21 protein-coding genes and 4 tRNA genes are annotated in these 21,342 nt (G+C 60.4%); 12 read left to right on the forward strand and 13 right to left on the reverse strand.

Going from position 1 to position 21,342, the window contains the following annotated elements:
* Position 1 precedes the first annotated feature (1 nt).
* From J9870_RS24880 to yacG, 3 genes are read left to right on the forward strand one after another with little or no spacing between them, the layout of a single operon-like run.
* Positions 2 to 871, forward strand: coding sequence for an A24 family peptidase (locus tag J9870_RS24880; RefSeq protein WP_210640984.1), 870 nt, complete (start codon positions 2 to 4; stop codon positions 869 to 871).
* Positions 872 to 882: 11 nt separating this feature from the next.
* Positions 883 to 1,506 carry a dephospho-CoA kinase gene (gene coaE, locus J9870_RS24885; RefSeq protein WP_210640986.1) on the forward strand — a complete coding sequence of 208 codons (624 nt, stop codon included), beginning with the start codon at positions 883 to 885 and terminating at the stop codon, positions 1,504 to 1,506.
* Positions 1,503 to 1,709, forward strand: a complete 207-nt coding sequence (gene yacG, locus J9870_RS24890) for a DNA gyrase inhibitor YacG (protein ID WP_003205675.1) — start codon at positions 1,503 to 1,505, stop codon at positions 1,707 to 1,709. Before coaE ends, yacG begins: the two co-directional genes overlap by 4 nt.
* A gap of 46 nt (positions 1,710 to 1,755) precedes the next feature.
* Here the strand turns inward: yacG and J9870_RS24895 are convergent, their stop codons facing one another.
* From J9870_RS24895 to J9870_RS24905, 3 genes are all read right to left on the reverse strand, one after another.
* Entirely contained in the window at positions 1,756 to 1,971 is a 216-nt protein-coding gene (locus J9870_RS24895) for a hypothetical protein (RefSeq protein WP_210640988.1), read from the reverse strand.
* A 63-nt stretch (positions 1,972 to 2,034) separates the two neighbouring features.
* Positions 2,035 to 2,721, reverse strand: a complete 687-nt coding sequence (locus tag J9870_RS24900) for an energy-coupling factor ABC transporter permease (RefSeq protein ID WP_210640990.1) — start codon at positions 2,719 to 2,721, stop codon at positions 2,035 to 2,037.
* A gap of 74 nt (positions 2,722 to 2,795) precedes the next feature.
* Complete coding sequence (locus J9870_RS24905; protein ID WP_210640992.1) at positions 2,796 to 3,209, reverse strand: tautomerase family protein; 414 nt, start codon at positions 3,207 to 3,209, stop codon at positions 2,796 to 2,798.
* 217 nt (positions 3,210 to 3,426) lie between these two features.
* Between J9870_RS24905 and J9870_RS24910 the strand changes: the two genes are divergently transcribed.
* The 5 genes from J9870_RS24910 (at position 3,427) to J9870_RS24930 (ending at position 7,058) form a co-directional block, all read left to right on the forward strand.
* The gene (locus tag J9870_RS24910; RefSeq protein ID WP_246883052.1) at positions 3,427 to 4,254 is read left to right on the forward strand and encodes a LysR substrate-binding domain-containing protein; all 828 of its coding nucleotides are present in this window, start codon (positions 3,427 to 3,429) and stop codon (positions 4,252 to 4,254) included.
* A 68-nt stretch (positions 4,255 to 4,322) separates the two neighbouring features.
* Positions 4,323 to 4,949 (forward strand): DUF1780 domain-containing protein, encoded by a 627-nt coding sequence (locus J9870_RS24915; RefSeq protein ID WP_003205682.1) that lies wholly within the window; start codon positions 4,323 to 4,325, stop codon positions 4,947 to 4,949.
* A complete protein-coding gene (locus J9870_RS24920) occupies positions 4,946 to 5,473 on the forward strand; it encodes an MOSC domain-containing protein (RefSeq protein ID WP_210640996.1) in 528 nt (175 codons plus the stop codon). Before J9870_RS24915 ends, J9870_RS24920 begins: the two co-directional genes overlap by 4 nt.
* A 52-nt stretch (positions 5,474 to 5,525) precedes the next feature.
* Positions 5,526 to 5,699, forward strand: coding sequence for a DUF3094 family protein (locus J9870_RS24925; protein WP_076386361.1), 174 nt, complete (start codon positions 5,526 to 5,528; stop codon positions 5,697 to 5,699).
* Positions 5,700 to 5,759: 60 nt separating this feature from the next.
* A complete protein-coding gene (locus J9870_RS24930; protein WP_210640998.1) occupies positions 5,760 to 7,058 on the forward strand; it encodes an NAD(P)/FAD-dependent oxidoreductase in 1,299 nt (432 codons plus the stop codon).
* 159 nt (positions 7,059 to 7,217) lie between these two features.
* Here the strand turns inward: J9870_RS24930 and J9870_RS24935 are convergent, their stop codons facing one another.
* From J9870_RS24935 to rluD, 8 genes are all read right to left on the reverse strand, one after another.
* A complete protein-coding gene (locus tag J9870_RS24935) occupies positions 7,218 to 8,843 on the reverse strand; it encodes a methyl-accepting chemotaxis protein (RefSeq protein WP_210641000.1) in 1,626 nt (541 codons plus the stop codon).
* 146 nt (positions 8,844 to 8,989) lie between these two features.
* Positions 8,990 to 9,066 (reverse strand) — tRNA-Pro (locus J9870_RS24940).
* 93 nt (positions 9,067 to 9,159) lie between these two features.
* Positions 9,160 to 9,235, reverse strand: a tRNA-Lys gene (locus tag J9870_RS24945).
* Positions 9,236 to 9,240: 5 nt separating this feature from the next.
* A tRNA-Pro gene (locus J9870_RS24950) sits at positions 9,241 to 9,317 on the reverse strand.
* Between the two features lie 7 nt (positions 9,318 to 9,324).
* Positions 9,325 to 9,400, reverse strand: a tRNA-Asn gene (locus J9870_RS24955).
* 300 nt (positions 9,401 to 9,700) lie between these two features.
* A complete protein-coding gene (gene clpB, locus J9870_RS24960; protein WP_210641001.1) occupies positions 9,701 to 12,265 on the reverse strand; it encodes an ATP-dependent chaperone ClpB in 2,565 nt (854 codons plus the stop codon).
* Between the two features lie 130 nt (positions 12,266 to 12,395).
* On the reverse strand, positions 12,396 to 13,121 hold the full coding sequence (gene pgeF / locus J9870_RS24965; protein WP_210641003.1) for a peptidoglycan editing factor PgeF: 726 nt from the start codon (positions 13,119 to 13,121) through the stop codon (positions 12,396 to 12,398).
* Positions 13,118 to 14,080 carry a 23S rRNA pseudouridine(1911/1915/1917) synthase RluD gene (rluD, locus tag J9870_RS24970; RefSeq protein WP_003205696.1) on the reverse strand — a complete coding sequence of 321 codons (963 nt, stop codon included), beginning with the start codon at positions 14,078 to 14,080 and terminating at the stop codon, positions 13,118 to 13,120. Before rluD ends, pgeF begins: the two co-directional genes overlap by 4 nt.
* Before the next feature lie 151 nt (positions 14,081 to 14,231).
* Here rluD and J9870_RS24975 point away from each other — a divergent pair, with 151 nt between their 5' ends.
* From J9870_RS24975 to J9870_RS24990, 4 genes are all read left to right on the forward strand, one after another.
* On the forward strand, positions 14,232 to 15,248 hold the full coding sequence (locus J9870_RS24975; protein ID WP_210641005.1) for an outer membrane protein assembly factor BamD: 1,017 nt from the start codon (positions 14,232 to 14,234) through the stop codon (positions 15,246 to 15,248).
* Positions 15,249 to 15,373: 125 nt separating this feature from the next.
* Entirely contained in the window at positions 15,374 to 15,607 is a 234-nt protein-coding gene (locus J9870_RS24980) for a PP0621 family protein (protein WP_135847227.1), read from the forward strand.
* Entirely contained in the window at positions 15,597 to 17,186 is a 1,590-nt protein-coding gene (locus J9870_RS24985) for an ATP-binding protein (protein WP_210641007.1), read from the forward strand. The genes J9870_RS24980 and J9870_RS24985 overlap by 11 nt, the downstream gene beginning before the upstream one ends.
* Complete coding sequence (locus tag J9870_RS24990; protein WP_210641009.1) at positions 17,183 to 18,529, forward strand: sigma-54 dependent transcriptional regulator; 1,347 nt, start codon at positions 17,183 to 17,185, stop codon at positions 18,527 to 18,529. Before J9870_RS24985 ends, J9870_RS24990 begins: the two co-directional genes overlap by 4 nt.
* An 85-nt stretch (positions 18,530 to 18,614) precedes the next feature.
* On the opposite strand, the gene J9870_RS24995 is transcribed toward J9870_RS24990, so the two are convergent.
* Positions 18,615 to 18,980 carry a DUF6124 family protein gene (locus J9870_RS24995; protein WP_210641011.1) on the reverse strand — a complete coding sequence of 122 codons (366 nt, stop codon included), beginning with the start codon at positions 18,978 to 18,980 and terminating at the stop codon, positions 18,615 to 18,617.
* Between the two features lie 1,234 nt (positions 18,981 to 20,214).
* The gene (gene thiO, locus J9870_RS25000) at positions 20,215 to 21,315 is read right to left on the reverse strand and encodes a glycine oxidase ThiO (protein ID WP_210641012.1); all 1,101 of its coding nucleotides are present in this window, start codon (positions 21,313 to 21,315) and stop codon (positions 20,215 to 20,217) included.
* Positions 21,316 to 21,342: the final 27 nt, after the last annotated feature.

The following is a 21,342-nucleotide window of genomic DNA, read 5'->3' on the forward strand; positions in this document are numbered from 1 at the left end:
CATGCCCCTGACTGACTTCTTCGTGCTGTATCCCCTGGCCTTCGTGCTCACTGCGTTATTGCTTGGATTGATCGTCGGCAGTTTCCTCAATGTCCTGGTGTGGCGCCTGCCAAAGATGCTCACCCGCGAATGGCGCCTGCAAGCCCACGACCTGCTGGGCCTGCCGGCCGAAGCCCCCGGCCCGGTCTACAACCTGATGCTGCCCCATTCCCAGTGCCCCCACTGCGGCCATCGCATCCGCGCCTGGGAAAACATCCCGTTGCTGAGCTACCTGATATTGCGCGGTCGCTGTTCCAACTGCGCCGCCCCCATTGGCAGGCGCTACCCGCTGACCGAACTGGCCTGCGGCGCCTTGTCAGCGTTCGTCGCCTGGCACTTCGGCTTTGGCTGGCAGGCCGTGATGGTGATGGTATTGAGCTGGGGCCTGCTGGGCATGAGCCTGATCGATGCCGAACATCAATTACTGCCCGATACCCTGGTGCTGCCGTTGTTGTGGCTGGGTTTGATCGTCAACAGCTTCGGGCTGTTCGTTTCCTTGAATCAGGCGATGTGGGGCGCGGTAGCCGGCTATCTGGCGCTGTGGTCGGTGTTCTGGGTATTCAAATTGATCACCGGCAAGGAAGGCATGGGCTACGGGGATTTCAAGCTGCTGGCGATGCTGGGGGCCTGGGGTGGCTGGCAGATCCTGCCACTGACCTTGCTGCTGTCGTCGCTGGTGGGGGCCGTTGTCGGGGTTATTGTGCTGCGCCTGCGTGACGCTCCGGGATCGACGCAGATCCCCTTCGGACCCTATCTGGCAATTGCTGGCTGGATTGCCTTGCTCTGGGGTGGTCAAATAACCGACTTCTATTGGCGGTCTGTCGGTTTCTAATGTCGATGTTTATGAATAGCTCCGTGAAAAAACCCTGGATTCTCGGCCTGACCGGTGGCATCGGCAGCGGCAAGAGCGCGGCGGCCCAGCACTTCATCGACCTGGGCGTGCATGTCATCGACGCCGATCACGCGGCGCGCTGGGTGGTCGAACCAGGGCGCCCGGCGCTGGCTGAGATAGCGGAACACTTCGGCCCTGGCGTATTGCAGGCCGACGGCACGCTGGACCGGGCGGCCCTGCGCAAACTGATTTTCGAAAATGCCGAGGAGCGCCGTTGGCTCGAGGCGCTCTTGCATCCATTGATCGCCGAAGAGATCGCCCATCATCTGGCCCAGGCACAATCGCCCTACGCGATTCTGGTATCGCCGCTGTTGATCGAGTCGGGGCAGTACGCCATGACGCAACGGATCCTGGTGATCGATGTGCCGGAACAACTACAGATCGAACGCACCTTGCAGCGCGACCAGATCAGCGAACAACAGGTCCAGGCGATCCTCAAGGCCCAGTCCAGCCGCCAGGATCGCCTGAGCCATGCCGACGACGTGGTGGTCAACGACCGCGACCTCGCCTGGCTACACAGCGAGGTCGAGCGCCTGCATCACTTTTACCTTACTTTGCGTGGAGGCCAGTCATGAGCCAAACCCCAACCGTTGATTGCCCAACCTGCGGCGCCCCTGTGGAATGGAGCCCGGAAAGCAAATTCCGGCCATTCTGCTCCGATCGCTGCAAACTGATCGACCTGGGCGCCTGGGCGTCGGAAGAACACAAGATCCCGGTCAGCCCCGATGCCGAGGATGAGCTGTTCAGTGAAGATTTCGAGCCTCGCTCACATCATTAGGGGGCGTTCTCAATTAGTTTCCGGTGGGGAAACTAATTGAGCCCCCCTAAGGCCGCATGAAACCGTAGTCCTGTTCATCGTCGAGGTTTTCCGCCAGGAAACTCAACTCATCGGCCAGGTCTTCAGGGCTGCGCACTGTCTTGCTCTGTTGCACGATCGCACTGAGCAAGGCACGCAGACTCAAGCCCGGGTCGAAGCCGATCTCCATTGCGGCATCGTGACTACGCTTGATCTCTTGCCTCGCCCATTCATAAACACTCATGGTTGTACTCCTGGAAGTTTTCCAGAGCATGAAGGGCCTGCGCGGGTGCAGCCTTGATGTGAATCAAGGCTTGTCGTCATCCTTCCAGGGGGCCGACAGATAGCGCGTGCGGTTGAACGTCTCCAGCCATTCTGGGCTGAACACCACCAGCGCACTGACCACCATGCCGTTGATGAAGGCCTCGGGGAAAATGATCAGCCAGAGGTAGCCGACGAAGTCCTCCAGCCAGTAAGGCATGGCGAACACGCCGTCGTACCACAACAGACCGAGCCCCAGCAGCAGGCACAACAACGCCGAAAGCGCGGCGGCGAGAAACCCCGAGCAGAAGATATACACAAACAGATTGCGCGGTTGCGCGCGCTCCACCAGGATCGCGCAGCACTCGGTGACCAGCACCGGCAACAGAATCAGCAACACGCCGTTGACGCCCACCGCTGCCATGTCCTGGCGGCCCAGCAGCACCAGCGCAAGCTGGGCGAAAAGGCCGCCGAGGATCGCCAACGGCCAATCCAGCAGCAGGGTCACGGCGGTCATGCCGATAAAGTGATACGAAACGCCCGTGTCGAAATCCCGCCGTACCAGCCACAACAGGAATAGCGCCAACACCGTGCCAAACAGCAAGTGCTGGCGACGACTGTCGGTGAACAACTCGACCCACGGCGCCCTCGACACCGCCCAGACCAACACCGGCACATAAATCAGCCAGCCGCATGCCAGGGTCTGCGGTGAGAGCAGTTCGGCACCGATCATGGACGACTCCTGCGAGAACTTGAAAACGGCACTGCGCTTAATCGAGCGACGGACCTCAAAACGCAGTTCGTTCGCTACTCCGTAGCGACACTCCCTGCCTGCTGTACCAATGCCATTGCAAACTGACCAAAGCCCACCGACCAATCCGAATAGTCATTCTCATGCATGAAGATGAAAACGTCTTGCGGACGAACCTTAGCCTGGACACCCAGATTGTCAGCAATTTTTTTGTAGAGTTCCCGTTTCATCGCATCACTGCGGCCTCTGCGCATCGTAATCTCAATCACGATCAAATTGTCCGAACGAGCCACGCCATTAAACGTGCGGCTGTAGAAAAACTGCTCCGGATCATAGTCCGCGACCAGGTTGAACAATTCGTCCTCGGGCATACCAATGCTCTCGACCAACGCTTGGTGTATCGCGTCCACAATGCGCTGGCGTTGCTGCTGGCTGGTACCTTTGATAACGGCTGTACGAACGAATGGCATGTGAGGGGCTCTCAATTTGATTTGGAGTACTCCGCAATCCTGCCGATCCTGAGCAGTCAGCAGATACTTGGGGAACCAGGGAATTCTGCAAAATCCAGGCGCTGCCTGATATCGATTTATGCGCCCCATCTAATTGAGTTAAAGTCACTTTATGAGACGTCGACTCCCTCCACTGAATGCACTGCGTACCTTCGAGGCTGCTGCTCGACTGGGAAAAATGACGGCTGCCGCCGAGGAGCTGTCTGTCACGCCTGGCGCGGTGAGTCGCCAGGTACGCCAGCTGGAGCTGAGTCTTGGCGTGGACCTGTTTGAAGGCCCAAAAAACAAACCGCAGCTCACCGCTGCCGGAAAAGAACTCCTACCGGATTTGACAGCCGCGCTGGATCATATCGAGGCTGCGGTGGGCAGGGTCCGAGACACGGCGACCGGCACCTTGGACGTGTCCTGCTTCAGCACATTTACGGTCAAGTGGCTGATACCCCGCCTTTTCGACTTCAATACGACTTACCCCGACATCAAGATTCGCCTGAGCTCCCCGGTCCACGGGACCGATCCGGGCCGGGACCGATACGACGTCATGATCACCGCTGAACAAGGTGTCGTTGCAGAACAAAAAAACACCGTCCTGCTGTTTCCTGAACGCTTGGGCATCGTTTTGTCGCCCACATTATCCGCGCGCATTCAATTAACTGACTTGAACTCGATTTTCAGCCATCCCCTCCTGCATACGAAAACCCGCCCGGATGCCTGGACAAATTGGGGAGATGCGATTGGATATCGGGGCACTCCGCCGGCCGGACTGGAATACGAGCACTATTACTTTACGTTGGAGGCAGCCATTGCCGGCTTGGGGATTTGCGTCGCCCCGTGGCATCTGGTGGCCGACGACATTCGCCTGGGCCGCCTGGTGGCACCGTTCGGATTCCACCCAAGCCGCTACGCCTATATCGCGAAGCGAAGTGCCCAACACAGCAAGAAACTGGAGCTGTTCTGCGCCTGGTTGGTGCGCCAGGTTGAGCAGGACGGGTTAGCGGGCCCTACCTGATCGAAAATTTGCCCCTTCACGGCAAGCTTTATTTTTTTTGATCACATTTGGACGCTAAGCTTGGGCTCATGGATGACTCCGATTATTTACGCCTGCTGACCATCGCGGCCGAGCAAGCCAACGCCTTTCTCTCCAATGCACGCAAATGGGAGCGTGAGCGTTGGGTCTGCCAGCGCCTGCTGCAAGGGCTGAACGTGCCCTATCGCGCCGACGAATTCGCCCCTGCCGGGGAGCCGCCGGACGTCTTGTTTCGCGACGCCAACTTCGAGGTGTTTTTCGTCCTCGACGAAGGTCGTCGCCTCAATGACGAATGGCGCGACGAACTGCAACGTCGCCGCAGCGCGTTCTCCCTCAGCCAACTGGTGCGCCGCGAAGCCAAGCCTAGGCGGATCCCGGCCAACGAGTTCCTGATGCGGCTGGCCCCGACCTTACGCAAGAAAGCCCACAACTACACCGAGCGCGGCATGGACCTGGGCGATCTGGACATCATCGCCTTCGCCAGCCTCAAGCGTGAAGTGCTGGACCTCAACAGTCATTTCCCACCGCCGACCGAATACCTGCGCCAGGGTTGGCGTTCGCTGTCGCTGGTGGGGCCGACGTTTGCCCGGGTATTGTTCGCCCATCCCGACGCGCCGGATTTTCTGCGCAGTAACCTGGGGCGCAGCATTGTGTTCGATGTCGGGATCAGCCTGTGAGCCCCCTGCAAGAACTGATTGCCGCGGTGCCCCAGCAAGGCCGTGTACGCTGGATCGGCGTGCGCCCCCAGGGCCATGCGCCAATGGTTGAACTGGACGCCGTGGAGGCCCGCCTGGAAGCCGGCCTGACGGGTGATCATGCCCGCCCCGGCGTGCGCAATGCGCGGCAAGTCACCTTGATTCAGTGGGAACACCTGGCCGTGATCAGCGCCTTGATGGGCCGCCCGGCGGATCAACCGGTGTTGCCGCAAGAACTGCGACGCAACCTTGTGATCAGCGGCATCAACCTGTTCAGCCTCAAGGGCCGGCGCTTTCGCATCGGCCAGGCGATCTTCGAAACCACCGGCTGGTGCCAGCCGTGTGCGCGACTGGAGCGCAACCTCGGCGAAGGGACGTTCCAGGCCGTGCGCGGCCATGGCGGAATCACTGCACGGGTGTTAAAAAGTGGAATCATTCGCCTGGACGACAGCCTGCGTGTCGAACCTGTTCCGGCGAGCGGCTACGCTGCTTTCAATGCCGGATAGCCTGACGCTGTAGCGTCTACACATTTCGCAACGTCTACCTGACGAGGCCTTTATGACCAGCCGCCTGAACCCAGAAGACCAGAAGCATGTCGAAGAGTACCTGCAACTGTCCCAGCACCGAGTCGAGCGCCGACCCTTCCGGCCGTGGATGCTCCTGGTGGTGGTACTGGCCATCACGATTGGCCTGGGCCTGTTGAGCCGATTGATCAGTTACCTGACGCTATGAGTTGCATTGCACTCGCTCGGGTAACGGCACCGATTTCCTTTAGCCTTGCGAGATATCCCCATGACTCATCGTATTGTCATCGTTGGCGGCGGCGCCGGCGGTCTGGAGTTGGCTACCCGTCTGGGTAAGACTCTGGGCAAGCGCGGTACGGCCAGTGTGATGCTGGTCGACGCGAACCTGACCCACATCTGGAAACCGCTGCTGCACGAAGTGGCCGCCGGCTCCCTGAACTCTTCCGAAGACGAACTCAACTATGTCGCCCAGGCCAAATGGAACCACTTCGAGTTCCAGCTGGGACGCATGAGTGGCCTGGATCGCGAGCGCAAGAGAATCCAACTGGCCGCCACCTATGACGAGGCCGGCGTCGAATTGTTGCCGGCCCGGGAACTGGGCTACGACACCCTGGTGATTGCCGTCGGCAGCACCACCAACGACTTCGGCACCGAAGGCGCGGCGCAGCATTGCCTGTTCCTCGACACCCGCAAGCAAGCCGAGCGCTTCCATCAGCAGCTGCTTCACCACTATCTGCGTGCCCACGCCGGGCAGACCGATGTCGTTGAGCGCATCAGCGTCGCTATCGTCGGCGCCGGTGCGACCGGGGTCGAACTGGCGGCCGAGCTGCATAATGCCGCCCATGAACTGCACGCCTACGGCCTGGACCGCATCAAGCCGGAAAACATGCACATCACCCTGATCGAGGCGGGCCCACGCGTCTTGCCAGCACTGCCGGAGCGCATCGGCGGGCCGGTGCACAAGACCTTGGAAAAACTCGGGGTCAATGTCATGACCAACGCCGCCGTCAGCCAGGTGACCGCCGACAGCCTGATTACGGCAGATGGCAAAGTGATCGACGCGAGCCTGAAAGTCTGGGCCGCCGGGATTCGCGCACCAGACTTCCTCAAGGACATCGACGGGCTGGAAACCAACCGAATCAACCAATTGCAAGTGTTGCCTACCCTGCAAACCACCCGCGACGAGAACATCTTTGCCTTCGGTGACTGCGCCGCCTGCCCGCAACCGGGCAGCGAGCGTAATGTTCCACCGCGTGCCCAAGCGGCGCACCAGCAGGCCTCGTTGCTGGCCAAATCGGTGAAGCTGCGAATCGAAGGCAAGGCCCTGCCCGAATACAAATACACCGACTACGGCTCACTGATCTCGCTGTCGCGTTTTTCGGCGGTGGGCAACCTGATGGGCAACCTGACCGGCAGCGTGATGCTCGAAGGCTGGCTGGCGCGGATGTTCTATGTGTCGCTGTACCGCATGCACCAGATGGCGCTGTACGGCATGTTCCGCACGGCGATGTTGATGCTGGGCAGCAAGATCGGGCGTGGGACTGAGCCAAGGCTGAAGTTGCACTGAGGAAACCGGGCCTGCCAGTGATTGCGGTGAACCAGCGGCATTGATGCCGAATGATCCATCGCTATCGCGAGCAAGCTCGCTCCCACAGAATGACCGCGATCAACTGTGGGAGCGAGCTTGCTCGCGATGAGGGCAGCACAGCCAGTACTTAACCCTCAGTCACACCTGAAACCGCTGCACCATCGTGCGCAACGAATTCGCCAGTTGCGACAACTCATGGCTGGACGCGCTGGTCTGGTTCGCACCGGTGGCCGAGCGCACGGACAAATCCCGAATGTTCACCAAGTTGCGATCCACCTCACGGGCCACCTGGGCCTGCTCTTCGGCGGCGCTGGCGATCACCAGGTTGCGTTCGTGAATCTCGTTGACCGACGCCGTGATGGTCTGTAGCGCCTCCCCTGCCCGCTCCGCCATCGCCAGGGTGCTGGCGGCGCGACTGGAGCTGGCCTGCATGGAGTCCAGCGCCTGGGTGGCGCCGCTGCGCATGCCCTGGACCATCTGCTCGATTTCCTGGGTCGATTGCTGCGTGCGATATGCCAGCGCCCGCACCTCATCGGCCACCACCGCAAACCCACGACCGCTTTCCCCAGCCCGGGCCGCCTCGATGGCCGCGTTGAGGGCCAGCAAGTTGGTCTGCTCGGCGATGGCCCGAATCACATCCAATACCTTGCCGATATCCTGCGACTGGTTGGCCAGGGACTGCACCAGACCACCAGTCACCTGTACATCGCTGGCCAGGGCGCCAATGGCATCGACCGTGTCACTGACCCGCTGCTGCCCGATAGACGCCGACTCACTGGACTGACGCGTGGCATCGGAGGTGGAAACCGCATTGCGCGCAACTTCCTCCACGGCAGTGGTCATCTCAGTGACAGCAGTGGCGGCCTGTTCGATTTCGTTGTTTTGCTGTTGCAAGCTATGGGTGCTATCGACGGTGACTGCGTTCAACTCATCGGCAGCGGTCGCCAGCTGCGCAGCCGAGCCACTAATGCCCTGCAAGGTTTCACGCAGGTTCTGCTGCATGGTCGCCAGCGCCTTGAGCAAGCGGCTCACTTCATCGCTGCCATGGGTCTCGATCGCACGGGTCAGGTCACCTTTGGCCACGCTCTCTGCGGCACCCAGCGCCTCGCCCAAGGGCTTGACGATGCTACGGGTGAGCAGCATGGCCAGGGCAACCGTAGCCAGGGCGGCGAGCACCACGAACAGGCTGACGATCATCCGGGAATTGACGTAATGCTCCTGGGATTTCTGGCTCTCGATGGAGACTTGCTTGGAGAACAGCTCCGCCAAGTCGTTGAGCTGTTTGCCGGAACCATCCACCACGGTCTTCATGTCCACCAGCAGCAGCTTGATCAGCTCGTCCCGGCGCCCTTGTTCTGCGAGGGTGAAGGATTGGGCGATGCCCGTACGGTAAGCGGCGAAGGTCTGCTTGAACTGGTCATAAAGCGCCTTGCCTTCAGGCGTGACGACCAGCTTTTCGTAACTGGCGATTTTTTCGCTCAGCTCCTTGTCGCGAGTGTCCATTTGCCCACGGTATACCGGGATGTTCTTCGGATCCTGATCCAGGGCCATGCGCAAGGAAATCGTGCGGATGCGCAACATCCACTCGCGGATCTCATCACCACCGCGAATGCTCGGCAGCCACTGGGTTTCCACCGCCACTTCGCTGTCGCGGATACTCGACATCTGCCCCAGCGCAAACACCCCGAGCAACGCCACCAGCACGGCGATCAAGGCAAAACCCAGCGCCGCGCGCGGGGCGATATTCAGCTGACGAAGAAACATAACGAGGTGCCTTTTTTATTGTTGGCCTGAGGTGGGGCTAGGCCCCTGTTGGCGGGTTATCGGCAACTTGTACGATGACTTAACACCATTTGCTTTTTCGCAGGCAAAAAAAATCCCCGTATCTTTCGATACGAGGATTTTCAATATGGTCGGGGTAAGGGGATTCGAACTCCTGACATCCTGCTCCCAAAGCAGGCGCGCTACCGGACTGCGCTATACCCCGGTAAAAAAAAGGCGACCTTCGCAAGTCGCCTTCTCGATCAGCGCTTTTGGCCTCTGATCTTAAGATTCGATTCCAGCGAACTGGTTTCAAAAATGGTGGGTCGTGTGGGATTCGAACCTACGACCAATTGGTTAAAAGCCAACTGCTCTACCAACTGAGCTAACGACCCAAAAATGGTCGGGGTAAGGGGATTCGAACTCCTGACATCCTGCTCCCAAAGCAGGCGCGCTACCGGACTGCGCTATACCCCGATTGAAATGGCTCCGTGACCAGGACTCGAACCTGGGACCCAATGATTAACAGTCATTTGCTCTACCGACTGAGCTATCACGGAACTGATATTTCAAGTTACAACGTTGAAGCTAGCTTCAACCTCTTCTACCCTTACGCATCGCTGCGTTCGTGTGTCTGAGGCGCGCTATTCTACAATCTTAAAAACCTCTGTCAACCCCTTAAATTGCTTTCAAGACAATGATTTGCAACTTGTTTCGGGTTGCTTCCCAAAGAGAAGTGACCCTAGGGGGTGACGTACTGCGGGGCGCACTTTACAAGCCTTTTCCTTTGAGTTCAACGGCCTGATGAAAAAAATGGCCTCGCAGTGCGAGGCCATTCCAATCACCCGATACGCGGGCTTTCAGTTGAAGACGATTTCGTCGTTCTCCACAGTGCCCGTCACGGTTTCGCCTGGCATGAAGCGACCGGACAGAATCAACTGCGCCAGCGGGTTTTCGATCCAGCGCTGGATCGCCCGCTTCAGCGGTCGTGCGCCATAGACCGGGTCGTAACCCACTGCGATCAACTTGTCCAAGGCTTCGTCGCTCAACTGCAGCTTCAGCTCGCGCTCGGTGAGGCGGCTGCGCAGACGACCCAGCTGGATCTCGGTAATGCCGGCAATCTGATCACGGGCCAGCGGCTCGAAGATCACCACTTCATCCACCCGGTTGATGAACTCAGGCCGGAAGTGGGTGGAAATCGCGTCCATCACCGCAGCGCGTTGCGCCTCGCGATCACCGACCAGTTCCTGGATCTGCGTCGAGCCCAGGTTGGAGGTCATCACAATCACCGTGTTGCGGAAGTCCACCGTACGCCCATGGCTGTCGGTCAGGCGACCATCCTCCAACACCTGCAGCAGAATGTTGAACACATCCGGGTGGGCCTTCTCGACCTCATCGAGCAGGATTACCGAGTACGGTTTGCGCCGCACAGCCTCGGTCAAGTAGCCGCCTTCTTCATAACCGACATAACCCGGTGGCGCACCGATCAACCGTGCCACGGAATGCTTCTCCATGAACTCGGACATGTCGATACGCACCATGGCCTCTTCGGTGTCGAAGAGAAACTCGGCCAAGGCCTTGCACAGCTCGGTTTTACCGACACCGGTCGGGCCAAGGAACATGAACGAGCCACTCGGCCGGTTAGGATCCGACAGCCCGGCACGCGAGCGGCGCACGGCGTTGGACACCGCCACCACCGCTTCTTCCTGGCCAATCACACGCTGGTGCAGCAGGCTTTCCATTTTCAGCAGCTTGTCACGCTCGCCTTCGAGCATTTTCGACACCGGAATGCCGGTCCACTTGGAGACCACTTCGGCAATTTCTTCCTCGGTGACCTTGCTGCGCAGCAACTGGTTTTCGCTCTTGCCGTGCTGGTCGACCATTTGCAGGCTGCGCTCCAGGTCCGGGATCACCCCGTACTGCAGCTCGGCCATGCGGTTGAGGTCGCCTTTGCGGCGGGCCGCTTCCAGTTCCTGGCGGGACTGTTCGATCTTTTGCTGGATCTGCGCCGAACCCTGGACTTCGGCTTTCTCCGAGTTCCAGATTTCCTCGAGGTCGGAATACTCGCGCTCATGGCGAACAATCTCTTCCTGCAACCTTTCCAGGCGTTTCTTCGCCGCTTCGTCGCTTTCTTTCTTCAGGGCCTGGGACTCGACCTTGAGTTGAATCAGGCGCCGCTCCAATCGATCGAGTACCTCCGGCTTGGAGTCGATTTCCATGCGGATGCGACTGGCCGCTTCGTCGATCAGGTCGATGGCCTTGTCCGGCAACTGGCGGTCGGTGATGTAGCGATGGCTGAGCTTGGCCGCCGCGATGATCGCGCCATCGGTGATCGCCACCTTGTGGTGAACTTCGTAGCGTTCTTTAAGGCCGCGCAGGATCGCGATGGTGTCTTCTTCGCTCGGTTCTTCCACCAGCACTTTCTGGAAGCGCCGCTCCAGCGCCGCGTCCTTCTCTATATATTGGCGGTACTCATTGAGCGTGGTCGCGCCGACGCAGTGCAACTCGCCACGGGCCAGCGCGGGCTTGAGCATGTTACCGGCGTCCATCGAGCCTTCGCCCTTGCCCGCACCGACCATGGTGTGCAATTCGTCGATGAACAGGATGATCTGCCCTTCCTGCTTGGACAATTCATTGAGCAGGGCCTTGAGCCGCTCTTCGAACTCGCCACGGTACTTGGCGCCAGCGATCAACGACCCCATGTCCAGGGACAGCAGGCGCTTACCCTTGAGGCCGTCCGGCACTTCGCCGTTGATGATGCGTTGGGCCAGGCCTTCGGCGATGGCGGTTTTACCCACGCCAGGCTCACCGATCAGCACCGGGTTGTTCTTGGTACGGCGTTGCAGCACTTGGATCGTGCGGCGAATCTCGTCATCGCGGCCAATCACCGGGTCGAGCTTGCCCTCTTCGGCACGCTTGGTCAGGTCGACGGTGTATTTGTCCAGCGCCTGGCGGGATTCCTCGTGATTGGCGTCGTTTACCGCTTCGCCGCCACGCAGGTTGTTGATGGCGTTTTCCAGGGCTTTCTTGCTCACGCCTTGGCCAAGCAGCAATTTGCCGAGCTTACTGTTCTCGTCCATGGCGGCGAGCAGCACCAGCTCGCTGGAAATGAACTGATCACCCTTCTGCTGGGCCAGACGGTCGGCCTGGTTGAGCAGCCGCGCCAGATCCTGGGACATGTTCACGTCCCCGGTCGGATTCTGGATCTTGGGCAGTTGGTCGAGTTCTTTGGCCAACTCTTTACGCAGGCTGCTCACGTCGAAGCCCACCTGCATCAGCAGTGGCTTGATGGAGCCGCCCTGCTGCTCGAGCATGGCCTGCATCAAATGCGCCGGTTCAATACCGGGATGGTCCAGACCGACAGCCAACGACTGGGCATCGGACAGGGCCAACTGTAATTTGCTGGTTAAACGATCAATACGCATGGGTCACCTTCCTAATGAGCAGGCCGGACCTTGGACACATCCTGAATGAAGAAACCTGCCAGATACCGTTATAGATGTGGTCGATTCTGGAAGATTCAAGCCGGGCGCCCTTGATACAGATCAGAGAAGTCTAGCGATCAATCCAGATCAGGGAGGCGAAGCGACCGGTGCGCGGATTGCGGCGGTAGGAAAAGAAGCGCGGATCCGTCACGGTACAAAGACCGCCACCGTACACGGCCGTGACACCGCGTGCCGCCAGCCGCAGACGGGCCAGCGCATAGATGTCAGCCAGGAACTTGCCAACGTTGTGGCTCGGTACAAAGGCTTGTGCCGCCTGAGGCAGTTGCGCAATGAAAGCTTCGCGCACCTCAGGCCCGACCTCGAAGGCTTGCGGACCAATGGCCGGACCGAGCCAGGCAAGGACTTCACCCACAGGCACTTCAAGGTTGTCGAGAGTGGCCTCCAGCACGCCGTTGGCCAGCCCCCGCCAACCCGCATGGGCCGCCGCGACGCGGGTGCCGGCACGGTTGCAGAACAGCACGGGCAGGCAGTCCGCCGTCATCGCTGTGCAGGCGATACCCGGCGTGGCGGTCCAGCTGGCATCGGCGGTGGCCACCTGGGTCGGGTCGGCTTCGACCACGGCAACCCCATGGACCTGCTGCAACCAGGCCGGACGCATGGCGAATCGATCGGTGAGGCGGCGACGGTTTTCGGCGACGGCCCCAGGGTCGTCACCCACATGATCGCCCAGGTTCAGGCTGTCGAACGGCGCCAGGCTGACGCCGCCCGCACGGGTGGTAACACAGGCCTTTACCCAGGCCGGCGCGGGCCAGTCGGGTATCAGCCAGTCACTCATCCGATGAACGCCTCGCGGTCCTGCTTGAGCAGCGTCAGCAGCCAGACAAAGTCATCCGGCAACGGCGACTCCCAGCTCATGCGCTTGCCGGTGGTCGGATGGTCCAGCTCCAGGAAACGCGCGTGCAGCGCCTGGCGCGGGAAATTCTTCAGCGATTCGACCATGGTCTGGCTGGCAGCCGGCGGAATGCGGAAGCGACCGCCGTAGGCCGGGTCACCCACCAACGGGAAGTTGATGTGGGCCATGTGCACACGGATCTGGTGGGTACGGCCGGTTTCCAGCTTGACCCGCACGTGAGTGTGGGAGCGGAAGCGTTCGAGCACGCGGTAATGGCTGACCGCCTGCTTGCCACCCTCCATCACCGCCATGCGCTGGCGCTGCTGGCCGTGCCGACCGATGGGGGCGTTGATCTTGCCACCGGCGGTGACCACGCCGATCACGATGCACTCATAGATACGGCTGACGCTGCGGCTTTGCAACTGAGTGACCAGTTGTGTCTGCGCCTGGATGGTCTTGGCCACCACCATCAGACCGGTAGTGTCCTTGTCCAGGCGGTGGACGATGCCGGCACGCGGCACGTTGATGATGTCCGGGACGTGGTGCAACAAGGCATTGAGCAGGGTGCCGTCGGCATGACCGGCGGCCGGATGCACCACCAGGCCCGCTGGCTTGTTGATCACCAGGATGTCATCGTCTTCGTAGACGATGTCCAGGGCAATGTCCTGGGCGACCCATTCTCCCTGGGCCTCCTGTTCGGCAGTCAGCTCGAGAATGGCGCCGCCGTGGACGATGTCGCGCGGGCGGATCACCGCCCCATCCACAGTCAGGCGGCCGTCCTTGATCCAGGCGGAAAGGCGCGAGCGAGAGTGCTCGGCGAAGAGTTGTGCGGCGACTTGATCGAGGCGTTGGCCGCCCAATTCGGACGGCACCTCTGCGCGAAGTTCTATTTTATCGGACATGCTCGGACTGGGCGTCGGCACAGCCTTTGGTTTCGGCTGCGCGCTTGTGGTTAAATACGGCGTCTTTTGCCCCGAGGCTTTTCAACGGGGCGCTCATCATAACAGGACGGCCCCGCCCAAGACAGCGGCCGTCATAGGGACGCAAGCCGCCATGCAAGTGAAACACCTGCTGCTGATCGCCATCCTCGCATTGACTGCTGCTTGCTCGTCGAAGGAAGTCGTAGACGAAAACCTGAGCGAAGTCGAGCTGTACCAACAGGCGCAGAACGACCTGGACAACAACAGCTATACCAGCGCCACGGCCAAGCTCAAGGCCCTGGAGTCGCGGTATCCGTTCGGTCGCTACGCCGATCAGGCCCAACTGGAGCTGATCTACGCCAACTACAAGAACGCCGAGCCGGAAGCTGCAAAATCCGCCGCCGAGCGTTTCATTCGCCTGCACCCGCAGCACCCGAACGTCGATTACGCCTATTACCTCAAGGGCCTGACCTCCTTCGACCAGGACGTTGGCCTGCTGGCGCGTTTCCTGCCGCTGGACATGACCAAGCGTGACCCGGGTGCCGCGCGCGACTCCTACAATGAGTTCGCCCAGCTGACCAGCCGCTTCCCCAACAGCCGCTACTCGCCGGATGCCAAGCAGCGCATGATCTACCTGCGCAACCTGCTGGCGTCCTACGAAATCCACGTGGCCGACTACTACCTGACCCGTCAGGCCTACGTCGCCGCCGCCAACCGTGGCCGCTACGTGGTAGAGAACTTCCAGGAAACCCCTTCGGTGGGCGACGGCCTGGCAGTAATGACCGAAGCGTACCAGCGCCTGCACCTGGACGAGTTGGCGGCCACCAGCCTGGAAACCCTCAAGCTGAACTACCCGGATCACCCTTCCCTGGTTGATGGCCAGTTCACCCCACGGGTCGACGAAGCCGACAACCGTTCGTGGTTGAGCAAGGCGACCCTGGGCCTGATCGAATCCCGCCCACCCCTGCCGCCGGGCGAAACCCGCGCCAACCAGGACGTGCAGCGTCAGTTCCAGGATGCCAAGGAAGCCATTCCGAACGAGCTCAAGCCCAAGGACGAAAATGGCGACGTGATCGAAGAAGAAGAGCCTGAGAAAGAGTCCGGCGACCGCTCCTGGTTCAGCCACCTGACCTTCGGCCTGTTCGACTGAGGCCAAGCCATCAGCAAAAAGGGAGACCCAGCGGTCTCCCTTTTTTGTGCCTGGCTTTTATTGCGCTGTGCGCCGTTCCAGTCCTTGGCTAAACTGCCTGATCACTCGCCAAAAAGCCGCCCATCATGCTTCGTCTATTGATTCTGTTCGCCGTCGTTGCCTCCGCCATATGGATCTTTCGCGGGATGAAAAACAACGGTCGCACCTCACGTCCTACCCAGGAACAAGACGCACCGCCCATGGTTCGTTGCGCCCATTGCGGCGTACACCTGCCACGTGACCGGGCCCTGGCTCTCGAACAACAGTGGTACTGCAGCCAGGCTCATCTCGAGCAAGGCCCGGGCAGTCGTGATCGCTGAGGCCTCGAGCCCCCGCGTCAAACAGGCGCAGCGCCTGCTGCGCCTCTATCACCTGTATCGCCTGAGCATCGGCATCACCCTGGTGCTGTTGATCTCCAGCAAACTGGACAATCGCCTGCTGGAGTTCGCCAACGACGACCTGCTGCACAGCGGTAGCTGGTTGTACCTGGTGCTGAACATCCTGCTGGTGGTGTTCCTTGAGAACACTCGCCGCCCTGCCCGACTGTTCGGCCTGGCACTCACCGACGTACTACTGCTTTCGTGGCTGTTCTTCGCCGCAGGCGGTGTGCCCAGTGCCATCGGCAACCTGCTCATCGTCTCGGTAGCCATCGGCAATACGCTATTGCGAGGCCGGGTCGGCCTGTTGATCGCCGCTGTCGCCACGATCGGTATCGTCGGGTCGACGTTCTTCCTCGGCCTGAGCGACTCAAACCGTCCCAGCAGCTATCTGCAAGCTGGCACCCTGGGAGCACTGTGTTTTGCCGCCGCCCTGCTGGTACAAGGCCTGACCCGGCGACTGGAAGCCAGTGAAACCCTGGCCGAGCAACGGGCCAGCGAAGTGATCGGCCTCGAAGCGCTCAATGCACTGATCCTGCAACGCATGCGCACCGGCATCCTGGTCCTCGACCGCGAGCGGCGCGTGCAATTGGCCAACGAAAGCGCTTTGAACCTGCTAGACATGCATGACCTGGTCGGCCAGCGGATCGATGACTATTGCACCGCCCTGGTCGAACGCCTGCAATTGTGGTTGAACAACCCCAGCCTGCGCCCACCCAGCCTGACCGTGGCTGGCACAGGCCTGACCCTGCAACCGAGCTTCATCGCCCTGGGGCATCACGATCAGCAGCAGATCCTGGTATTCCTTGAAGACCTGGCCCAGGTTGCCCAGCAGGCCCAGCAACTGAAACTCGCCTCCCTCGGGCGCCTCACCGCGGGCATCGCCCATGAAATCCGCAACCCCTTGGGGGCGATCAGCCATGCAGCGCAATTGCTGCGCGAATCCGAGGAACTGAACGACGCGGATCGACGTCTGACGCAGATTATTCAAGATCACTCCCAACGAATGAATCGCGTCATTGAAAACGTCTTGCAACTGTCCCGCCGCCAGCAGACCACGCCCCAACGCCTGGACCTGCGGGCCTGGCTCGAGCAGTTTGTCCGTCAGGCCCGCGAAAACGCTGCCGAGCACCAGCAGTTGCACTTGAGCATCGACCCAGGCGACTACACCACGCTGATGGACCCCGACCAACTCACCCAAGTGCTCGACAACCTGCTGCGCAACGCCTGGCGCCACAGTGCAATGGCCCATGAACAGGCCGAGGCCTGGCTGAAACTGTTTATCGATCCCCACAGCCAGCTGTCCACCCTGGACATCATCGATAACGGTCCTGGTGTGACGCCAGAGCAACAGGCGCATCTGTTCGAACCCTTCTTTACCACCAGCAGCCAGGGCACCGGCCTTGGGCTCTATCTGTCCCGTGAGCTGTGCGAAAGCAACCAGGCCCGCCTAGACTTCAAACCACGCCAAGGCGGCGGCTGCTTTCGCATCACTTTTGCTCACGGACGGAAACAGATTTGAATATTCGCTCACGGCAACGAATCCTGATCGTCGATGACGAACCGGACATCCGCGAACTCCTGGACATTACCCTGGGCCGGATGAAACTCGACACCCGCAGCGCCAAGAACCTTGCCGAGGCCCAAGCCCTGCTGACGGACGAAGCCTTCGACCTGTGCCTGACCGACATGCGCCTGCCCGATGGCACTGGCCTGGAACTGGTTCAACATATCCAGCAACGTTACCCCCAACTCCCCGTGGCGATGATCACCGCCTATGGCAGCCTGGAAACCGCCATCGACGCCCTCAAGGCCGGGGCCTTCGACTTCCTGACCAAACCGGTCGACCTGGGCCGGCTGCGAGAACTGGTCACCAGCGCCTTGCGCCTACCGCCGGTCGCCACGCCGGTCGCCACCATCGAGCGCTGCCTGCTGGGCGACTCTCCACCGATGCGCAGCGTGCGCAAACAGATCGAAAAGCTCGCCCGCAGCCAGGCACCGGTGTACATCAGCGGCGAGTCAGGCTGCGGCAAGGAACTGGTCGCCCGGTTGATCCATGAACAAGGCCCCCGCTCCAGCCAGGGGTTTGTGCCAGTCAACTGCGGGGCAATTCCCAGCGAGCTGATGGAAAGCGAGTTTTTCGGCCATCGAAAAGGCAGCTTCAGCGGCGCCATCGAAGACAAACCCGGGCTGTTCCAGGCCGCCCACGGCGGAACGCTGTTCCTCGATGAAGTGGCCGATCTGCCCCTGGCGATGCAAGTCAAACTGTTGCGAGCGATCCAGGAAAAGGCCGTACGCGCCGTGGGCGGCCAGCAGGAAGAAGTGGTGGATGTACGCATCCTCTGCGCCACCCACAAGGACCTGGACGGCGAAGTGGCCGCCGGGCGCTTTCGCCAGGACCTGTACTATCGGCTGAACGTCATCGAACTGCGGGTCCCGCCGTTGCGTGAGCGCCGTGAAGATATCGAGCCGCTGGCCAACCACATGCTCCAGCGCCTGGCAGCCAACACCGGCAGCCCACCGGCCAGGTTGCATCCCCAAGCGTTGGACGCCCTCAGGAATTACCGCTTCCCGGGCAACGTGCGCGAACTGGAAAACATGCTCGAACGTGCCTACACCCTTTGCGAACAGCAACAGATCGAAGCCGTCGACCTGCGCCTGGCCGAGGGCAACAGCGCCAGCGAGGCGGGCAACCCGGATTTGATGCAGGTCGACAACCTGGAGGATTACCTGGAAGACGTCGAGCGCAAGCTCATCCTCCAGGCCCTGGAACAAACCCGCTGGAACCGCACGGCGGCGGCGCAGCGGTTGAAGTTGTCGTTTCGGTCGATGCGGTATCGGTTGAAGAAGTTGGGGTTGGATTGAGCCGCGGCGTTGAAGCCACGCTAACCCCTGTGACGAGGGGGCTAGCTCCCTTGCCACAGGTTCTGTGTTTGCCTTGGCAACTCTTCTAGCCTTGCGCCACCGGCACCTGTTTATCCAGTACTCGATTGGCCAACAACTCGCTCAGCTCAATCAACTGCTGTACCCCCAAGGCAACATGTCGCCGCGAGCCTTCGAGCTCGAAGGCCAGGTCGCTGACCGTTGCGTTAGCGGAGGCCAGGGTTTCGCTGAGGTTGGTGAGGAGGCATTCGGTGTCGATGCTGTCCACGACAGTGAATAGCTGGTTTGAGGCGGGTTTCTTTTTGGCTTCAGGCTTTGGGCCGAGGTAATAGTCGAGGGCGCGTTTGGCGGCTTCATCGAGTTCTTTCGAGTTAAGGCCGGTGTCATAAGAAGCGTTATTGGTTTCTGAAGGTGATGAAGGTTTGTCACACATTGCGGTACTCCAAAGGGGGAATGGATTACCAAGTTTTCGGGCCGCGACGCCCGGTCGCTGAATTGGCAGCGACAGGAGAAGGTTAGCCAGAGCCCTTCCCACCCGGCAACCGCCGGAACTCGTCGGAAAATTCGGTTTGAATTAGGACCTTGTCCGACCATTCCCACAAAGTCTGGTCAGCTGTAAGGGCGGTGTGTATATCCGTTTCTTCGATAACGGCTGCTGGCGGTTCCGCCCTTACGGCGGCTCACTTTTGAGAAGCGCAAAAGTAAGCAAAACGCTTTATGCCCCACCACTCGGTGCCTCGCTTAGGCTCGGCATGCCCTCACTCCGGCATTGCTCCGTGGGCCCGCCGCGAAGGGCCATCCATGGCCCAGCGCGGCTATCCCGGCATCCATGCCGGGATGCCCACTGCGCAATGCCTGCGTTCGGCCAGCGTGGTTAACGGGGCGCCAAAATCTACGTCCTCCGCGAGGCGGCCTTATAGCCGACCTGACTCTTGGTGAGACCGCGTTTCTCCTGTGGGAGCCAGCCTGCTCGCGAAGAGGCTGGAGCATTCAACATATTCATCGACTGTACTGTCACCTTCGCGAACAGCCCCACAATTGGTTCGGGGGCACAGCTGGAGAAACAGGTCGGCTATAACGCCGCCTTCGCGAGCAAGCTCGCTCCCACACTGGGTCGGTGACAATCTACAGATTTTCGGCCACTGCAAATCCCTGTGGGAGTAAAACTTGCTCGCGATGGCGGTGGATCAGCTTGCATCAGCCTTGGATGTACCGCCGTCTTCGCGAGCAAGCTTTGCTCCCACAGATTTGACGGGTGTACGACCAGGAGAACCAGGTCGGCTACTAGGCCGCCTCGCGGTGGACGTTGATCTCGGCGCCCCGTTAACCACGATGGCCGAACGAAGGTATTGCGCAGTGGGCACCTCGGCATGGATGCCGAGGTAGCCGCGCTGGGCCATGGATGGCCCTTCGCGGCGGCCCACGGAGCAATGCCTTCGTTCGGGCATGCCGAGCCTAGGCGAGGCACCGAGTGGTGGGGCAAAGCGTTTTTGGTTACTTTTGGCGCTCTTCCAAAAGTGACCCGCTGTAAGAGCGGAACCCTAAGTAGCCGTTACCGCAGCAATGGATATGTACTCGATCAACAAGGCCTGCTGTCAGGCCGCCATCGCGAGCAAGCTCGCTCCCACAGTTGGATCGGAGTAAAGGAGCAGTATCAAAACCGAACGTTATAAGCGCCCCGCCGGCGCATAAGGCACAGGATCAATCACCGGCTCAAGCCCCAGCATCAAATCCGTAAACAACCGACACGACGCCGGCGCCAACACCAACCCATTGCGATAATGCCCACAGTTCAACCACAGCCCCGCAAACCCCGGCACCTCGCCGATATAAGGAATGCCTTCAGGCGATCCAGGCCGCAGCCCAGCCCAGTGCCCGACCACCTCAGCATCGGCCAGCTCCGGAATGAGTGCCACCGCCGAAGCCTTCAGGCTCTCCAGCGCAGCATCGGTCGGAGTCTTGTCGAACCCCTCACGCTCCAGCGTACTGCCAACCAGAATGTGCCCATCACGACGCGGAATCGCATAACGCCCTTTGGCCAAAACCATGCTCGACAGAAAATCCGACGCGCACTTGTACAAAATCATCTGGCCCTTGACCGGCTCGACCGGCAACTTCAAGCCCAATGTCTTGAGCAACTCGCCGCTCCAGGCACCGGCGGCCAGTACCACCTCATCGCCACGAATTTCACCGGCCGAACTGTGCACACCCACCACTCGCCCGCCATCACGGATGAACCCACTGACTTCGCAGTGCTCATGAAGTGTGACATTGGGTAGCGCCTGCAACGCTGCCTTGAGAGATTTGACCAGTCGGGGATTACGCACATTGGCCACGTCAGCCATGTAGATCGCCCGGGAAAACCCCGTGCCCAGCACCGGCACCGCCTCATGGACAGCGCAGATATCCACAGCCCGCAGCGGACGCCCTTCCCGCTCGGCCCAGGCCAGCGCTTCTTCCTGGTCGTCCAGATCCAGCCAGTACAACCCGGTGACATGCACTTGCGGATCGACCCCGGTCGCCGCGAACAAACGCTCGCCCAGTTGTGGATAAAAATCCTGCGACCAATGGGCCAACGCTGTGACCGCCGGGCTATAGCGCCACGGATACAGAGGAGACACGATACCGCCGCCAGCCCAGGACGATTCCTGGCCGACACTGGAACGGTCCAGCAGCACCACACGCTGCCCTTCGGACGCCAGATTGAACGCAGTCAGCAGGCCAATGACTCCGCCGCCGACAATCACCACTTGCTGTTGCCTGGTCATGTTCTGATTCGACTCATAAGACAAAGG

Source organism: Pseudomonas sp. Tri1 (assembly GCF_017968885.1).
In the GTDB taxonomy this organism is placed as follows: domain Bacteria; phylum Pseudomonadota; class Gammaproteobacteria; order Pseudomonadales; family Pseudomonadaceae; genus Aquipseudomonas.

Excerpts from the sequence above, each read along its gene's own strand:
- J9870_RS24915 (WP_003205682.1), top strand. The coding sequence starts at position 4,323 with ATGGATGACTCCGATTATTTACGCCTGCTGACCATCGCGGCCGAGCAA.
- J9870_RS24995 (WP_210641011.1), bottom strand. The coding sequence starts at position 18,980 with ATGTGTGACAAACCTTCATCACCTTCAGAAACCAATAACGCTTCTTAT.
- pgeF (WP_210641003.1), bottom strand. The coding sequence starts at position 13,121 with ATGAGTGACTGGCTGATACCCGACTGGCCCGCGCCGGCCTGGGTAAAG.
- coaE (WP_210640986.1), top strand. The coding sequence starts at position 883 with ATGAATAGCTCCGTGAAAAAACCCTGGATTCTCGGCCTGACCGGTGGC.
- thiO (WP_210641012.1), bottom strand. The coding sequence starts at position 21,315 with ATGACCAGGCAACAGCAAGTGGTGATTGTCGGCGGCGGAGTCATTGGC.
- clpB (WP_210641001.1), bottom strand. The coding sequence starts at position 12,265 with ATGCGTATTGATCGTTTAACCAGCAAATTACAGTTGGCCCTGTCCGAT.
- J9870_RS24975 (WP_210641005.1), top strand. The coding sequence starts at position 14,232 with ATGCAAGTGAAACACCTGCTGCTGATCGCCATCCTCGCATTGACTGCT.
- J9870_RS24900 (WP_210640990.1), bottom strand. The coding sequence starts at position 2,721 with ATGATCGGTGCCGAACTGCTCTCACCGCAGACCCTGGCATGCGGCTGG.
- yacG (WP_003205675.1), top strand. The coding sequence starts at position 1,503 with ATGAGCCAAACCCCAACCGTTGATTGCCCAACCTGCGGCGCCCCTGTG.
- J9870_RS24935 (WP_210641000.1), bottom strand. The coding sequence starts at position 8,843 with ATGTTTCTTCGTCAGCTGAATATCGCCCCGCGCGCGGCGCTGGGTTTT.
- J9870_RS24880 (WP_210640984.1), top strand. The coding sequence starts at position 2 with ATGCCCCTGACTGACTTCTTCGTGCTGTATCCCCTGGCCTTCGTGCTC.
- J9870_RS24895 (WP_210640988.1), bottom strand. The coding sequence starts at position 1,971 with ATGAGTGTTTATGAATGGGCGAGGCAAGAGATCAAGCGTAGTCACGAT.
- J9870_RS24925 (WP_076386361.1), top strand. The coding sequence starts at position 5,526 with ATGACCAGCCGCCTGAACCCAGAAGACCAGAAGCATGTCGAAGAGTAC.
- J9870_RS24910 (WP_246883052.1), top strand. The coding sequence starts at position 3,427 with ATGACGGCTGCCGCCGAGGAGCTGTCTGTCACGCCTGGCGCGGTGAGT.
- J9870_RS24930 (WP_210640998.1), top strand. The coding sequence starts at position 5,760 with ATGACTCATCGTATTGTCATCGTTGGCGGCGGCGCCGGCGGTCTGGAG.
- rluD (WP_003205696.1), bottom strand. The coding sequence starts at position 14,080 with ATGTCCGATAAAATAGAACTTCGCGCAGAGGTGCCGTCCGAATTGGGC.
- J9870_RS24905 (WP_210640992.1), bottom strand. The coding sequence starts at position 3,209 with ATGCCATTCGTTCGTACAGCCGTTATCAAAGGTACCAGCCAGCAGCAA.
- J9870_RS24980 (WP_135847227.1), top strand. The coding sequence starts at position 15,374 with ATGCTTCGTCTATTGATTCTGTTCGCCGTCGTTGCCTCCGCCATATGG.